At 68.6% G+C, this 15,371-nt stretch carries 13 protein-coding genes and 1 tRNA gene; 3 read left to right on the forward strand and 11 right to left on the reverse strand.

The annotated features are described in order from the left end of the window. Positions 1-2: 2 nt before the first annotated feature. The 3 genes from AC1DVU_RS01375 to AC1DVU_RS01385 are packed head-to-tail and all read right to left on the reverse strand — an operon-like array spanning position 3 to position 3,630. On the reverse strand, positions 3-1,541 hold the full coding sequence (locus tag AC1DVU_RS01375) for a glycosyltransferase (protein ID WP_476920628.1): 1,539 nt from the start codon (positions 1,539-1,541) through the stop codon (positions 3-5). Then, a complete protein-coding gene (locus AC1DVU_RS01380) occupies positions 1,541-2,536 on the reverse strand; it encodes a Gfo/Idh/MocA family protein (protein WP_476920629.1) in 996 nt (331 codons plus the stop codon). Before AC1DVU_RS01380 ends, AC1DVU_RS01375 begins: the two co-directional genes overlap by 1 nt. Continuing rightward, positions 2,533-3,630 carry a DegT/DnrJ/EryC1/StrS family aminotransferase gene (locus tag AC1DVU_RS01385; RefSeq protein WP_476920630.1) on the reverse strand — a complete coding sequence of 366 codons (1,098 nt, stop codon included), beginning with the start codon at positions 3,628-3,630 and terminating at the stop codon, positions 2,533-2,535. Before AC1DVU_RS01385 ends, AC1DVU_RS01380 begins: the two co-directional genes overlap by 4 nt. Before the next feature lie 108 nt (positions 3,631-3,738). Here AC1DVU_RS01385 and AC1DVU_RS01390 point away from each other — a divergent pair, with 108 nt between their 5' ends. After that, a complete protein-coding gene (locus AC1DVU_RS01390; RefSeq protein WP_476920631.1) occupies positions 3,739-4,530 on the forward strand; it encodes an exodeoxyribonuclease III in 792 nt (263 codons plus the stop codon). A 12-nt stretch (positions 4,531-4,542) separates the two neighbouring features. Here AC1DVU_RS01390 and AC1DVU_RS01395 read toward each other — a convergent pair whose 3' ends face one another. After that, a complete protein-coding gene (locus tag AC1DVU_RS01395) occupies positions 4,543-6,639 on the reverse strand; it encodes an acyltransferase family protein (protein WP_476920632.1) in 2,097 nt (698 codons plus the stop codon). Between the two features lie 250 nt (positions 6,640-6,889). Between AC1DVU_RS01395 and AC1DVU_RS01400 the strand changes: the two genes are divergently transcribed. Further along, the gene (locus AC1DVU_RS01400; RefSeq protein ID WP_476920633.1) at positions 6,890-8,149 is read left to right on the forward strand and encodes a nucleotide sugar dehydrogenase; all 1,260 of its coding nucleotides are present in this window, start codon (positions 6,890-6,892) and stop codon (positions 8,147-8,149) included. 30 nt (positions 8,150-8,179) lie between these two features. Here AC1DVU_RS01400 and AC1DVU_RS01405 read toward each other — a convergent pair whose 3' ends face one another. The 7 genes from AC1DVU_RS01405 to AC1DVU_RS01435 all read right to left on the reverse strand — a co-directional run bounded on the left by AC1DVU_RS01405 (position 8,180) and on the right by AC1DVU_RS01435 (position 15,208). Continuing rightward, the gene (locus tag AC1DVU_RS01405; RefSeq protein WP_476920634.1) at positions 8,180-8,503 is read right to left on the reverse strand and encodes a hypothetical protein; all 324 of its coding nucleotides are present in this window, start codon (positions 8,501-8,503) and stop codon (positions 8,180-8,182) included. After that, positions 8,500-10,926, reverse strand: coding sequence for a glycosyltransferase family 2 protein (locus tag AC1DVU_RS01410; protein WP_476920635.1), 2,427 nt, complete (start codon positions 10,924-10,926; stop codon positions 8,500-8,502). The genes AC1DVU_RS01405 and AC1DVU_RS01410 overlap by 4 nt, the downstream gene beginning before the upstream one ends. Positions 10,927-11,079: 153 nt before the next feature. Continuing rightward, complete coding sequence (locus tag AC1DVU_RS01415) at positions 11,080-12,369, reverse strand: class I SAM-dependent methyltransferase (RefSeq protein WP_476920636.1); 1,290 nt, start codon at positions 12,367-12,369, stop codon at positions 11,080-11,082. Continuing rightward, positions 12,366-13,724 (reverse strand): FAD-binding oxidoreductase, encoded by a 1,359-nt coding sequence (locus tag AC1DVU_RS01420; protein WP_476920637.1) that lies wholly within the window; start codon positions 13,722-13,724, stop codon positions 12,366-12,368. Before AC1DVU_RS01420 ends, AC1DVU_RS01415 begins: the two co-directional genes overlap by 4 nt. Positions 13,725-13,772: 48 nt before the next feature. Beyond that, positions 13,773-14,198 (reverse strand): type II 3-dehydroquinate dehydratase, encoded by a 426-nt coding sequence (gene aroQ, locus AC1DVU_RS01425; RefSeq protein WP_476920638.1) that lies wholly within the window; start codon positions 14,196-14,198, stop codon positions 13,773-13,775. A 4-nt stretch (positions 14,199-14,202) separates the two neighbouring features. Continuing rightward, a complete protein-coding gene (locus tag AC1DVU_RS01430; protein ID WP_476920639.1) occupies positions 14,203-14,865 on the reverse strand; it encodes a pirin family protein in 663 nt (220 codons plus the stop codon). Continuing rightward, a complete protein-coding gene (locus AC1DVU_RS01435; protein ID WP_476920640.1) occupies positions 14,858-15,208 on the reverse strand; it encodes a metallopeptidase family protein in 351 nt (116 codons plus the stop codon). The genes AC1DVU_RS01430 and AC1DVU_RS01435 overlap by 8 nt, the downstream gene beginning before the upstream one ends. Positions 15,209-15,275: 67 nt before the next feature. On the opposite strand from AC1DVU_RS01435, the gene AC1DVU_RS01440 reads away from it, so the two are divergent. Further along, a tRNA-Glu gene (locus tag AC1DVU_RS01440) sits at positions 15,276-15,351 on the forward strand. Positions 15,352-15,371 lie beyond the last annotated feature (20 nt).

Genomic DNA, 15,371 nt, shown 5'->3' on the forward strand with positions numbered 1-15,371 from the left:
GTTCATTCTCCTGACAGAAGTCGGCTATAGGTGCGCTCGAGCTCCTCGGCCTGACGCTCCCACGTCCAGGCTTCGAGGAGACCGGGCGCGTCGTACGCGCGCCGGTAGCGGTCGGGGTCGGCCAGCACGTCCTTGACGGCGCGCACGTAGTCGTCGAGATCCTCCGCGATGAACACCTCGCCCTGGCCGGTCTCGCGGACCTTGGCCGCCATCGCCTGGACGTCGCTGACCACGATGGGCAGGCGGGCATGCGAGTACTCGAAGAACTTGGTGAGCAACGAGATCTCGTGGTTGGGCCAGTGGTGCAGCGGGATCACGCCCACGTCGGCGGTCGAGAGATAGGGCACGATGTCCTCGATCGGGACGTACGGCATCAGGTGCAGCCGGTCCCGTGCCCCCAGGGACTCGGCCCGACGAGACAGCTCGACGACGTACGGCAGCTCGGGGTCCGAGACGACCATCGCGACATGGACGCCGTCGAGCTTCGGCAGCGCGTCGACCATGGTGTCCAGACCGCGCTTCTGAGCCGCAAGACCGCTGTAGACGAGGAGGGGCGTGCCCGGCGTGAGTCCGCAAGCCGTACGGATGTCGACCACGGTGGACGACTCGGCAGCGACATCGCGCACGAGCGGCGCATTGAGGACGACGCCCGGTCGCTGCTGGAGGCCGTGCTCCTGCATCAGCATGTCGGCCAGCTCCTCGCTCACCGTCAGGACGGCGTCGGCACGCGGCGCGAACTCGCGCTCGAGTGCCTCCATGGCCGGGCGCCACCGCGGGTGCGAACCCTGCGACCCCCACGACCGCATGCCGGGCAGGAACTCATGGGCGTCCCACACCAGCTTGACCGGCCGTCCGGAGGCCTTGGCTCGCGCAGCCGCCCGGGCGCCGACCGCCAGCATGCGGAAGTCGTTGGCGTGGATCAGGTCCGGCTTCAACTCGTCGATCACGGGACCGTAGGCGAGCTCCCAGTCCCACACTCCCGGGTCGAGCCGGCGCCACGCCCGGTCTCCGAGCAGCTTCTCCCACATGGCCGTGGTGAGCCGGTCGAGGGGGCGATCCATCTTCTTGCGCCGCCGGTTGAGCGAGTCCGTGCGGGCCGCCCGGAAGCCGACCCAACGGCCCGCCACCTTGGCCACGAAGAGCTGGACGCCCAGTGCGAACCTGCGCACGGGTGCCCATGCCGATCGACGGTCTGAGACCACCGAGCGGCGGAACTCCAGGTCGGACTTCCAGCCCTTGACCGACTGCACGCGGTAGGCGGCCAGCGGACCCGGCGGGTATGCGAGCGGCGAGCGCAGTCCGCCGCGGCGGAACTCGAAGCGACGTACCTTCATCGGGTTCAGCACCCTGACCAGACGAACCTGCGCCTGGCCGATGCTCCACTCGACGCGCTGGTCCCCGGCGGGCTTGCGGCCCAGGAGGACGACGTCCCAGCCGCGCTCGGCGGCCGAGACCGCCTCTTTCTGGACCCGCGAGTCGAACCGCACACCGTTGTCCACGAGCATCACGATCCGGCCACGAGTGTTCAGTGGCTCGGTCATCACTGCCCCTGCGCGACGGGCGTGGACACCACACGACCGGTGGCCGCCGCTTCGAGGATCGCGGCCGCGACCTCGACCGTGCGGAGGCCCTGCTCGAGGGTGACGATGTCGGCATCCTTGCCCAGCACCGCGTCGCGGAAGCGTTCGTGCTCGACCAGCAGTGGCTCACGCTTGCCCAGCGCAAATCGAGTCATGTCGCCCTCGGAGACGCCGCGGAACGCCTTCATGAGCTCCCACTCGGTGTTGACGACACCGTTGGCATAGAAGGAGAGGTCCGCACGAAGCGTGTCGGCGATGAAGCAGCCCCGCTCACCGGTGACGACGGTTGAGCGCTCCTTGAAGGGGCTCAGCCAGTTGACCAGGTGGTTCGCGATCACGCCGCTGCTCATCTGCGCGACGACCGCGACCATGTCCTCGTGAGGACGACCACTCTTCTTGACCGTGTGGGCCGAGACCGACGTGTAGTCGTCGCCGGTGACCCAGCTGGTGAGGTCGATGTCGTGGGTCGCGAGGTCCTTGACGACGCCCACGTCGGCGATGCGGTGGGGGAACGGCCCCTGGCGACGGGTCACGACCTGGTAGACCTCGCCGAGGTCGCCGGCGGCGAGCCTGTCCTTGAGGCTCTGCAGTGCGGGGTTGTAGCGCTCGATGTGCCCGACGCCGGCCACGAGGCCGTTGGCGGCGAAGGCCTCGGCGAGCTTCTGAGCACCCTCGACCGTGTCGGCCAGCGGCTTCTCGATCAGGGCGCTGACCCCGGCGGCCGCCAGCGCGAGGCCGACAGACTCGTGCAGGCCGGTCGGGCAGGCCACGACGGCGTAGTCGAGGCCGAGCGCGATGAGCTCCTCGACGTCCGCGACGACGGGTGCGCCGTGCACGGGCCCGGCGATCAGGGGATCTGCGACCCCGACCAGCTCGACTCCCTCGAGGCCGGCGAGCACGCGGGCGTGGTTGCCGCCCATCGCGCCCATGCCGACCAGTCCGGCGCGGAGGGTCATACGTTGGCCACCACGTCGTTGACGCCCGCGATGATGCGGTCGAGCTCGTCGTCGGTGAGGGACGGGAAGACCGGGATCGAGAGCACCTCGAGCGCGGCGCGGTCGGTCTCGGGTAGATCGGTGCCGACCGAGCCGTCGGCGCCGAGGTAGGGCTTGAGGCGGTGGATCGGAGTCGGGTAGTAGACCGCGCTCCCGATCCCCTGGGCCTTCAGGCCCTCCTGCACGGCGTCGCGGTCGGACTCCACGCGGATCGTGTACTGGTGATAGACGTGCCGGTAGCCCGACGGCACGGCCGGGGTGGTGACGCCCTTGAGCTCTGCGTCGAAGCGCGCGGCGTTGCTGCGCCGCCTCTCGGTCCAGCTCTCCAGCTGGGTCAGCTGGCGGCGACCGATCGCGGCAGCGACGTCGGTGAGCCGCATGTTGGCGCCGACGATCTCGTTGGCGTAGCGCTGCTCCATGCCCTGGTTGCGGAGCAGCCGCAACGTCCGCGCGACCTCTGCATCAGCCGTCGAGATCATGCCGCCCTCGAGCGAGTGCATGTTCTTGGTGGGATAGAAGCTGAAGCAGCCGACAGTGCCGAGGCTGCCGACGGGCTGCCCGTCGATCGCTGCGCCGTGGGCCTGCGCCGCGTCCTCGACGATGGCCAGACCGTGCGTCTCCGCCAGCGCTTTGATCGCGTCCATCCGTGCCGGAAGCCCGTAGAGGTGGACGGGCATGATCGCGACCGTACGGGGGCCGATGAGCGCAGCCACGGCGTCGGGATCGATGTTGAGCGTGTCGGGCTCGATGTCAGCGAAGATCGGTTCGGCGCCGACGAGCCGTACGGCGTTGGCCGTCGCGGCGAAGGAGAAGGAGGGGACGATGACCTCGTCACCGGGTCCGATGCCGAGCGCAAGCAATGACAGCTGAAGAGCCGAGGTGCCGGAGTTGACGGCCACGCAGTGAGCCCCGCCGACAACCTCGGCGAACTCGTCCTCGAAACCCTTGACCTCTGGACCCTGGACGACCATGCCGCTCCGGAGGACGCGGACCGCAGCCTCGATGTCCTCCTCGGCGATGACGGGACGTGCCGAGGGGATGAATGATTGGCTCATAGATGCGCCACGATATCCGCAAGCCAAACCTCTCCGCCAATTGCCGCGTACCACCACGGCAGGCCAGCGGCCGTCGTCGCCGCCTCCCTGCTGGGATAGGTTCGCGGTGTGCGTATCGCGACCTGGAACGTCAACTCCATCCGCAGCCGCATCGACCGGGTCACCGGCTGGCTCGAGCGCAACGACGTCGACGTGCTCGCCATCCAGGAGACCAAGTGCCGTGAGGACCAGTTCCCCGGCCTCGAGCTCGCTGCGATGGGCTACGAGTACGCCCATTTCGGGCTCAACCAGTGGAACGGCGTCGCGCTGATCTCCCGCGTCGGGCTCGACGACATCACGACGTCGTTCGCCGAGGACCAGCCGATGTTCGGCGACCCGGAGATCGTCGAGGCGCGGTCGATCGCCGCGACCTGCGGGGGCGTACGCGTGTGGAGCCTCTACGTCCCCAACGGACGTACGCTCGACGACCCGCACTACGTCTACAAGCTCGCGTGGCTCGAGCGGCTGCGCGTCGCCTCGATCGAGTGGCTCGCCGACAACCCGAAGGGCGAGATCGCCCTGACGGGTGACTGGAACGTCGCACCCCAGGACGAGGACGTCTGGGACATGGCGAGGTTCGAGGGCCACACCCATGTCTCGAAGCCCGAGCGGGACGCATTCCAGGGCATCCTCGATGCCGGCTACGCGGATGTCGTCCGTCCGCACACGCCGGGCCCCGGGGTCTACACCTACTGGGACTACACGCAGCTGAGCTTCCCGAAGAAGCGCGGCCTCCGGATCGACTTCATCCTCGCGTCACCCGCACTGGCCGATCGCGTCGACTCGGCGTGGATCGACCGTGAGGAGCGCAAGGGCAAGGGCGCCAGCGACCACGCGCCGGTCGTCATCGAGATCAGCTGACCGCGACGACCCTCAGGAGCGCGCCCCGAACAGGCCGCGAGTCGCCTTCCACAGCTGTGCGGAGAGCCGTTGCTGCGCGCTGTCGATGAACGCCGCGGTGAGATGGCTGCCCTGCCGGTAGACCAGCACATTGCCGATCACCGGGGCGCACCGATCCGCGTCGGGACACACGGTGTCGGCCATGTCCACGACTGACACACCCGGGACCTGATCGGCGGCGGCACGCTGCACCAGCGCACCCGAGCTGCCGATCGCCTTCTTCTTGTCGAACGCACAGCGCGTCAGGTCCTTGGAGTGCTGGGCGACGCACTCGTAGACCACCTTGTCCGGCGACGGGTTGTCCAGCAATGCGACGACGGGGATGTCGGCCTTCGTGAGCGTCGACCAGTAGTCGACGAGGCCGGCCTGCATCGCGTCGCGGTCGTGCGGCGCGCCCTTCGTCTCCCCGGGGGGCAGTGCCGTGGAGTGCCGATGCGAAGCGATCACGAGGTCCGGTTTCATCGCCAGCACCTTGCGCATCACCGATTCACCCCAGGCGTGGCAGTTCTCGCCGTCAGCGCCTCCCCGCCTGGCAGCGGTGAACGGGCAGGCCGACTTGGCGAACTGGACGAGCCTCCAGTCCTGCGCCTTCGCAATCGAGCTGAGTGCGGGCTGCCACTGCAGCATCTTCGAGTCGCCCACGATGACGACCGTGCGGGTGCCGTTCAGGTCCCCGAAGTCGCACTCCTGCGGCTTGGCGCTGCCTTCGTTGACCTCGCACTCCTTGCGGGTGTCGTACTGCGCCGGCCGGTCCTTGGGTGCGTCGATCGGCAGGGGCCGCATCCGGTCCACGGCCTTGATGTCGCTCCAGACGACACCGGCATCGGCGGGGTCGTCGAGTGCGAGCGCGCCGGGGCTCTCTGCACGCGAGGCCTCCTTGACCACGTCCCCGAACGCGACCGAGGCGTTGAGGGAGAAGCCGATGACCACGCCGAGTGCCGTCAGAGCGGCACCGATGCCCAACGCGCGACCGGTCGGCTTGAACGGCGTGCCGAACCGCACCGGGTTCTCGATGAGCTTGTGGCACAGCCACGCAGGGACGACCGAGGCGATCATCAGCAGGACGGTCCAGCGAAGTCGCAGGTCGGGATACTTCGCCTGCGCGGCGATCAACATCGGCCAGTGCCACAGGTAGATCGAGTAGGACAGCCCGCCGATCCACACCATCGGTGCAGCGCTGAGCAACCGCTGGGGCGAGAACCTCGCATCGGTGATGCCACTGGCGATCATCAGCGCGGCACCGACCGTCGGCACGAGGGCATGGACACCCGGCCAGGTGGTCGAGCCGTCGAAGACCACCGCGGCGTATGCGATTGCAGCCAGACCCAGCCATCCCCCGATCCCGCGCAGGACGGGATGGAGCCGACCGACCCGCACCGCCGACAGGGCGAGGAGGGCGCCGATGCCGAGCTCCCAGATGCGGGTCGTCGAGACGAAGAACGCCGTGCCCGGGTTGCTGTGCGACTGCTGGACCGAGAACGCGAAGGAGGCGAGGGTCACGAGCCCCAGCACGCCGAACGCGCCGAGCTTCCATCGCCTGGCGGCCACGACGGCGACGAGCACCATCAGCAGCGGCCACAGGACGTAGAACTGCTCTTCCACCGACAGCGACCAGTAGTGCTGGACCGGTGAAGCGCCGATGTCCTCGGCGAGGTAGTCGACGGACCGGTCGGCCAGTCGCCAGTTCACGACGTAGAGGGCTGCCGCGACGATGTCGCCGCCGAAGTCCTGCCGCTGGGTGATCGGCAGCCATACGTACGTGACGAGGGCCGAGAAGGCGAGCACCGTCGCGCTCGCGGGGAGCAACCGTTTGACCCGGCGCGCCCAGAAGTTGGCGATGCGGATCCGGCCGGTCTGGGCCACCTCACGGGCGAGCAGGCCGGTGATGAGGAACCCCGAGAGGACAAAGAACACGTCGACGCCGACGAATCCCCCGGTGAACCACGGCAGACCGGCATGGAACGCCAGCACCGAGCCGACCGCGATCGCCCGCATCCCCTCGATGTCCAGGCGCAACAACCGCCCGTGGTCCTCGCGCACCGCAGCCGTACGGTGGCGGGCTCGGAGCATCGGTGAAGGTTCCAATCTGCGGCGGGGGAAGGGAGAGCGCGGGCATCGGCCAGTCAGCCGGCAGTCATGCTCACGGTCGTCGAAGGGCGACGTAGCGCGTGCCAGAATACCCGACGGCCTCCTGGCCACCCCAATCGTCGGCCTCTCACCACGGGTCCGCCCGAGTGGACCGCCAGCCGGGCATTGGTGGGTGTTCGCCCCGTTGAGGTAACCTTCCGCAGGCAGCAAACCCACCCTCAAGGAGCCTGCTTTGTCCATCGACATGGCCATCATCGGCCTCGGCTACGTCGGGCTCCCCCTGGCCCAGCAGGCCGCCCGCTCCGGCCTCAGCGTCGTCGGTTTCGACGTCAACGGCGCGATGGTGGACACGCTCAACGGCGGCACCAGCCACATCGACGACCTCTCGGACGCCGACATCGCCGAGATGATCTCCCTCGGCTTCAAGGCGACCACGGACGAGAGCGCGCTCGCCGATGCCGACGCCATCGTGATCTGCGTTCCCACGCCGCTGTCGATCGAAGGTGAGCCCGACCTCGGCGCCGTCATCGGTGCGACGACCACGATCTCGCGGCAGCTGCGCAAGGGGCACCTCGTGGTGCTCGAGTCGACCACCTATCCCGGCACCACCGACGAGGTCGTCAGGCCGATCCTGGAGAAGGCCGGACTGATCGCGGGCACCGACTTCCACCTGGCGTTCAGCCCGGAGCGCGTCGATCCGGGCAACCCGACGTACGGCATCGCCAACACCCCCAAGGTCGTCGGCGGCCACACCCCGGTGTGCACTGAGGTCGCGACCGCGTTCTACGGCCGATTCATCGACACCGTCGTGCCGTCGAAGGGCACGCGCGAGGCCGAGATGACCAAGCTGCTGGAGAACACCTACCGGCACATCAACATCGCGCTGGTCAACGAGATGGCCCAGTTCTGTCACGAGATGGACATCGACCTCTGGGAGGTCATCCGCAACGCGGCGACCAAGCCCTTCGGTTTCCAGGCCTTCTTCCCCGGCCCCGGCGTCGGCGGCCACTGCATCCCGATCGACCCCAACTACCTGTCCTACAAGGTCCGGTCGACCTTGGGCCGCCCGTTCCAGTTCGTCGAGCTCGCCCAGTCGATCAACCTGCAGATGCCGGCGTACGTCGTGGAGCGCGTCACCGACCTGCTCAACGAGGAGGGCAAGGCGCTGCGCGGGGCGACGATCCTGTTGCTCGGTGTCACCTACAAGCCCAACATCGCCGACCAGCGCGAGTCTCCCGCCACGCCCCTGGCTCAGCTGTTGCTGGACAAGGGCGCCAAGCTGGTGTTCCACGACCCGCACGTTGAGGACTGGCGACCCGGCGGCACGTCGGTCGAGCGCGCAGCGGACCTCGACGAGGCACTGCGCTCCGCGGACCTGTCAGTCCTCCTGCAGAACCACCACGACTACGACCTCGGACACCTGGCCGCCACGGCTCGCCGGTTGTTCGACACGAAGGGCGCGACGGACGATCCGTCTGTCGTCCGTCTCTGACCTGTCACCTGCCGTCGATCACTGACTCGTCTACGGAGCATCTCCGTCGGCCGATCCGGCCACGCCTTCGGCATGAGGGCGGCCGGCCTGCAGGTCCGCCTGGAGCGCCCGCGACTCGGTGACCACACGCGCCGACACATTGCTGACGTCACGGCTGAGCCGCTCGAGTGCTGCCACGTGCCGCCCGCTGCGCCTGATCGCCTCGAGCATCGCGACGAGGGCTGATGCCTGCAGGACCAGCATGCAGATGACCGCGAGAGACCACGCCTCGGCGACAGCCGCCACCGCTCCGATCACCAGCACCCCGCCCACGCCTGCGCCGACGAGGAGGAACTTCCGATTGGGCAGTCTCACGCTGATTCCTTCCGTTCAGCCCCCGCAAGGAGAGCCCCGATCCTGGCGGCGAACACCTCAGGAGACAGCTCTGCGTCGATGAACTCGTACGCCCGTGCCTGCTGCTCCCGGTGGAGGTCGGGCCGCGAGACCATCTCGTCGACCAGCTGGCGGGCAGTCCTGCCGCGCAGGTAGAGCGCCGCGGGCCCGAAGACCGGCTCGTGGGCCGGGTCGAGGAGCACCACGCAGCCATGGGCCATCGCCGACAACGCAGCCTGCACGGTCTCGGGACTGGCCGAGCGGAGCGGCAACCCGACCAGGAAGTCGAGCTGATCGACGAATGCGGCGTCCGACGGTTCGGTGGTGCGCAGCCAGTTGGGCGGGATCGTGCGGCCGGCGGCCACCGAGGCGAAGGCCCGCTCGGAGTCGCGAATCCGTACGTCGTAGCCGTCATCGTCGGGGAAGATGTCGAGCCATTGCTTCCAGGTCGGCGGATCGTGCGGGAGCGCGTCGGCCGTGGCGCCCATGATCGGGCGCTCCCCACCTCGCAGGCCGGTGCGCCGGATCGCAGCACGAGACACGGCGCCCAGCAGCAGCCGTGGATGGATCGTGCGATCGGGGGCGGCGGCCAATGAGTCTGCGATGTCCTCGCTCGCCGGCACCCACTCGGGCTGGATCCCGAACAGCTCGCGGGCGTGTCGCTCGACCACGAGCGGGTCGTAGACCAGGTCCCCGGTCGGCGACGTCGCGGCGTGACTCGCCACGATGACCACACGCTCGGCCCTGATCTCGCTGGAGTCTGGGCGCCTGGGATAGCTCAGCAGCTCCGGGTCGCGGACCAGGACCAGCGGGGCTTGGAGAGGGTCCTCCCAGCGCACGGGCGTCACCGCTCCGGAAGCGCGGAGGTCCATCGTCTCCGGCGAGGGGGCAAGTCGCTCTCGCCGGGCGAAGCGCATCGTCACCGCGTGCGCCGATGCGATCGTCAGTCCTGTTGCTGCCAGCGCGGCGATCTCGGCGGGACCGCCCTCGTAGCGGCTGATCCCTTGCCGGCAGTCGGACATGAGCACGATGTCGAAGCGCCGTTCGGGGTCCACGGGTGCGCCGACGTACGGCAGCGGCGCCGGGAACGCTCGCGGGCCGCCGGGCACGAGCCGCGCCTCCTGGCGTGTCCCGATGCGGGTGTGCCAGTGCATGTAGGACTCGCGGTAGAAGACCCGGTTGGCATTGCGCCAGCCGAACATGAAGTCACCGCGCGACAACGAGTCGCTCGTCAGCTGCACGAGTGCCAGCGGCACGTCCAGGTCCAGGATGCTGGCGGTGCCGAACACGGCCTCCAGGCGAGACGTGAACTCCGAGTCGGCCGCCTTGCGCACCTCGTCGTAGCCACCGAGTGCCGCGAGGACGGGTTCGCGGCGGAACAGCAGGGACGACGCATTCTGCCGGAGGGAGCTGAAGCCGACCTTGTTCTGGCTCAGCTCGGCCTCGAGGCGCACCGCGCGACTGAGCGACGCCATCAGGCGAGGGTCGTCCAGCAGCGGCCGCAGCTGGCGCTCGATGCGCTCCGGATGGGACCAGTCGTCGGAGTCCTGGAACGCGACGAACTCGCCGCGTGCCTGGGCCATCGCGAAGTTGCGGATCTTGTAGGTGCCGCCGTTGACCGGCATGCGGAGGAGCTCGATGCGGTCGTCCAGCGCGACCGCCTCGGCGATCAGCGGCTGGAACTCGTCGGGCGAGCAGTCGTCGACCACCAGCACCTGCAGGTGCGGCCAGGTCTGCGACATCAACGAGCGCAGCGACGTCAGCAGGCTCTCGTCCGGCTTGAAGACCGACATGATGATCGAGACGGTCGGGCCGGGTTCGCTCACGGGCGCAAGGGTCGTGGCCGGCTCGATGCGGTCGAACCTCGTGCCGCTGCCGTCGCGCAGGGTGATCGGCACCAGACCACGGTCCTCGAACAGCCGGTTGAACGAGCGCAACCAGCCCTCGACGGTCGAGCCGGCGCGACCCAGCTCAGGGTGCGCCAGCTCGGTCTCGAGCATCCAGCGAGAGACCTCGTCGATGCGGAAGGTCGGGACGATCGAGCTCACGTAGTCGACTCGGCCGGCCGCGAGGTTGGTCTGGGCGTCGAGGCGGTCCGTGTAGCCCGGCAGGCCGAGGCCGGCCCTGGACCGGCCGTCCGACAGGATCAGCCGCGTGGCCTGGTGCAGATCGGCCGACTCCGTGTAGTCGAGGCCCGGGCCCGGCCAGCCTGCCTTGGCGCGCGCCAGGGCCGCGACCGCCACGACGTCGAACTCGTTGCCGGCCGTGGACGACCCGGACGCGACCAGCTCACGCAGCCTGTCCAGCGTCTCGGCGTAGCTCATGGTGCCGCCGGTCGCCATGGCCGCGAGGAGCTCGAGACCGGCCGGCGACTGATAACGCATCGTCGTGCTGGCGATCGTCATCGGATGCTTCTTGAGGTGTCGAGCGTGGTCGCGAAGATACTGCGGCACGGAGATTTCCATGGGCGAGTGGACTCCAGGCGATCGGTGGTGTGTCGGCGCTCGGGCGCCTCGTCGAGCGTATCCGGTGTGCTCTAGGAGCCGCGAATCACGTGGCTAGCTGGCCCAGGTCGGGCGCAGCGGCCAGTCGGCGTTGCCGTGTGCGTCGGTCTTGACCGCCAGCACGTGGTGCAGCTCGACCTCGTTGCGCTCGAACGCAAGCCGTGATCCGGCCATGTAGATGCCCCACACCTTGGCGCGACCGATGCTGACCTCGCCGAGCGCCTCGTCCCAGTGCTCGACCAGGTTCTCGCACCAGCCCTTGAGCGTGAGCGCATAGTGCTCGCGCAGGTTCTCGACGTGACGCACCTCGAGGCCGGCGTCCTGAGCCGCCACGGTGATGCGGCCGACGCCCGTGAGCTCGCCGTCCGGGAAGACGTAACGGTCGATGAACGCGCCGGTCGACATGGTCTTGTTGTGGGGCCGGGTGATGCAGTGGTTGAGCAGCCGGCCGCCGACCTTGAGGTGGTCGCGCAGGAACCCGAAGTAGGAGTTGTAGTTGCGAACGCCGATGTGCTCGGTGAGGCCGATCGAGCTGATCGCGTCGAAGTTGGTCTCGGTGACGTCGCGGTAGTCCATGAAGCGGACCTCGGCAAGGTCGTCGAGGCCCTGGCGCTTGATCTCCTCCTGCGCCCACGTGGCCTGCTCGCGCGACAGCGTCACGCCGATGACCTTGACGCCGTAGTGCTTGGCGGCGTGGCGGACCATGCCACCCCAGCCGCAGCCGATGTCGAGAAGGCGCTGCCCGGGCTGGAGGTCGAGCTTGCGGGCGACGAGGTCGTACTTCTCGAACTGCGCCTCCTCGAGCGTCGCGTCCGGCCGGGGGAAGACCGCGCAGGTGTAGGTCATCGACGGGCCGAGCACGAGCTCGTAGAAGCGGTTGGAGACGTCGTAGTGGTGGTGGATCGCCTCGGCGTCACGCTTCTTGTTGTGGCGCATGCCCTCCATCGCGCGGCGCCACTTGGGGAGGTGCTCCTCCGGGGGCGGCGGCGGGGGCTTGAGGTTGCCGAAGCCCAGGCTGCGGACGATCTGGACCATCTCGGCGGCCGACGGGACCTTAAACTTGAGCTGGCTCATGATCAGGACCATGGCGTCGTAGGGGTTGCCCGGATGGACGCCCTCGAGCTCGAGGTCGCCCGACACGTACGCCCGTGCGAAGCCGAGGTCGCCCGGCGCGGTCATCAGGTAGGACAGGCCGCGCTCGTTGAGCAGACGCAGCTTGATCGGTGCGTCCTCGGGCCCCGCGACGCTGCCGTCGAAGGCCTCGAAGCGGAACGGCAGGCCGTCCTTCATGAGCCGTCCGAGCGCATCCGCGACCGTCAGCCGTACTCCCACATCTGTGGTCATGAGTTCCTCACCGCTTTCTCGTACAGGGTGCTCAGTCTGCCCTCGGGGTCGTATCGCCCGCGGGCGGCGGCAAGCACCTCGCCGCCGTACATCTGCTCGAATGTCGCCTGGTCGTAGAACGCCTCGGAGTAGAGGGACTTGTGCCCACCGAGGTCGTGCACGAAGTCCTCGATCTTGCGGTTGACCATGCCCTCGGCGCTGCCGGCGGGAACCTCGACGGTGCCCCAGAACCCGACGTTGACGTAGGTCTCGCCGGGCGTCAGCGGGTAGACCGGCCACGCGCGCGTCGTGCGGAGCGGGCACAGCCAGACCGGGCGCATGCCGACCTCGGCGTCGAACCACTCGAGGAACTCGGGAAGTCGGTCGACCGGCACCTCGACGTCCTGGATCACGCGCTCACGTCCTGGCACCTTCTTGATGCGGTCGAGGACCTTGCTGAGCCCGATCTTCTCGTCGAGTCCGACGAGCCGGTGGTAGACGTCGCTGCGGCGCCACTTGGTCGGCCAGACCTTGCGGACCCACTTGTTCTGCGCGCCGAAGGCACCCGAGCACCAGAACCAGTCGGTGTCCCAGCGCCAGATGTAGTCGTTGATCGTCAGGGCGTCGGTCTCACGGGTCTGGATCGACCGGTAGTAGATCTGCTGGCCGGTGTAGTCGCTGACGGTCTGCGGAACGTCCGTGAAGTGGGCGAGGGTCAGGTAGATCTCGTCGGGGCTGAACGCCGTGCCGTCGAGCCCGTCGACTCGCTCGCCGTGCCACTCGCCGGTCTCGGCGATGACCTCGATCGCCTTGACCGCGGCGGCGGCATCGGCGACCTGCACGTGCCGCAGGCTGACGAACGGCGGGACCTTCTCGAGCTTGATCTTGAGCCGCGTGGCATAGCCGAGGCTGCCGTAGGAGTTGGGGAACGCCTCGAAGAGGTCGGCGTGATCGCCCTCGGGTGTCGCGGTGACGACCTCACCCGAGCCGGTGAGGATGTCGAGCTCGAGCACCGACTCGTGCGGGAGGCCGCTGCGGAACGACGTCGACTCGATGCCGAGCCCCGTCACGGCTCCGCCCAGCGTGATGGTGCGCAGCTGCGGGACGACGTAGGGGATGAAGCCGTGCGCCAGCGTCTCGGCGACGAGCTGCTCGTACGTGCAGATGCCCTGCACGTCGGCGGTCTGGGCGTCGGTGTCGATCGCGATGACGCCGTCGAGCCCACTGACGTCGAGGCCCGGCGAGTCGTTGCCCTGGCGCGGCCGGAACAGGTTGGACGTCTTCTTGGCCAGGCGTACGCGGTCTCCGGGCGCTATCCGTCCGTAGGACGCCAGCAACCGGTCAACGGCTTCCCCGTGGGCCTGCCAACCTTTCACGTGATTCAGGTTAGACCCGCAAGGGGACACTCCGCTTCGAAGGTCGACCTAAGAGACAGCCAGGTACCTAATCGCGGCGGCGTAGCCCTCGAGGCCCATCCCGACGACGACCGCCGCGGCGATGTCGCTCAGGTAGGAGGTGTGGCGGAACGACTCACGCGCATGCACGTTGCTGAGGTGCACCTCGACGAGCGGAGCGCTGAGCTGGCTCGCGGCATCGCGGACCGCGACCGACGTGTGGGTCCAGGCGCCGGCGTTGAGGATCACGGGCGAGCCCGCATCGGCGGCGTCGTGCAGCCAGCCGATCATCTCGGACTCAGTGTCGGTCTGGCGGACGTCGACCTCGAGCCCGGTCTCCTTGGCCACCTCTTCGCAGCGCGCGACCAGGTCGGCGTACGTCGCGGTGCCGTAGACATCGGGCTCGCGCACGCCGAGACGGCCGAGGTTGGGGCCGTTGAGGACGAGGACCGTCATGCGTTCACCTCTGCAGTTGCCAGACCAGGACTTCGCCGCCGTCATCGGCAGCACTCAGATCGTACGCGTCCCCGTCCGCCATGCGAGCCTCGTCGCCGCTGGTCAGCGTGGTGTCACCGAGCTGGATCGAGCCGCGCGTGACGTGGACGAGGCTCCGCTTCGCGGTGGGCACCGTCACGGACTGCCCGGCCTCGAGGCGTACGACGAACAGCTCCGCACCCGTGTGGACCTCGACCGTCGGAGTCAGCTCGCCGGGTTGTGCGTCGACGTCGACCTGGGCGTACTCCGGCTCGGCGTCGTGGTCGGAGCTCAGCATCATCTGCACGAAGACCAGCGGGTGGTCGTCGGAGGCGTTCTGCTCCGAGTGCTGTACCCCGGTGCCGGCACTGAGGCGTTGCGCGGTGCCCGGCCGGATGATGCCGCGGTGTCCCGTGCCGTCCTGGTGCTGGAGCGCACCCTCGAGAACCCACGTCACGATCTCGACGTCGGCATGGTGGTGCAGCTCGTAGCCTCGGCCGGCGTCGATGCGCTCGGTGTTGATCGCGATGAGCGGCCCGAAGCCCACGTTGTCGGGGTCGTAGTGCGCGCCGTACGAGAAGCTGTGCCATGTCGAGACCCCGTCGCCGTCGGTGCGGAAACGGTCGCCGGCGCGGCGGATGTCAGGCATAGCCGAGCTCGTGCAGTCGGTCGTCCTCGATGCCGAAGTGATGGGCGATCTCGTGCACGACCGTGATGCCCACCTCCTCGACGACGTCCTGCTCGGTGTCGCAGATCGCGAGGGTCGGATTGCGGTAGACGTAGATGCGGTCAGGCATCACCCCGCCGTAGGAGGTGTCGCGCTCGGTCAGCGGTATGCCGTCGTAGAAGCCCAGCAGCGTCGGGTCGTCAGCAGGCGCGTCGTCCTCGATGAACAGCGCGACGTTGTCGAGCAACGCCGCGAGCTCGGCGGGCACCGCGGCGAACGCAGCCTCGACGAGCTCGGCGAAGCGATCCTCGCTGACCTCGATCATGACTCCATCCTGCCCGATGCGGTTTGGGCGCGCCTGATGTCACCCACTATGCTGAACGGGCTTTCCGGCCCCCATCGTCTAGCGGCCTAGGACGCCGCCCTTTCACGGCGGTAGCACGGGTTCGAATCCCGTTGGGGGTGCCAGTCTCATACGGCATCTGACC

Source organism: Aeromicrobium sp. P2_G6 (assembly GCF_056403535.1).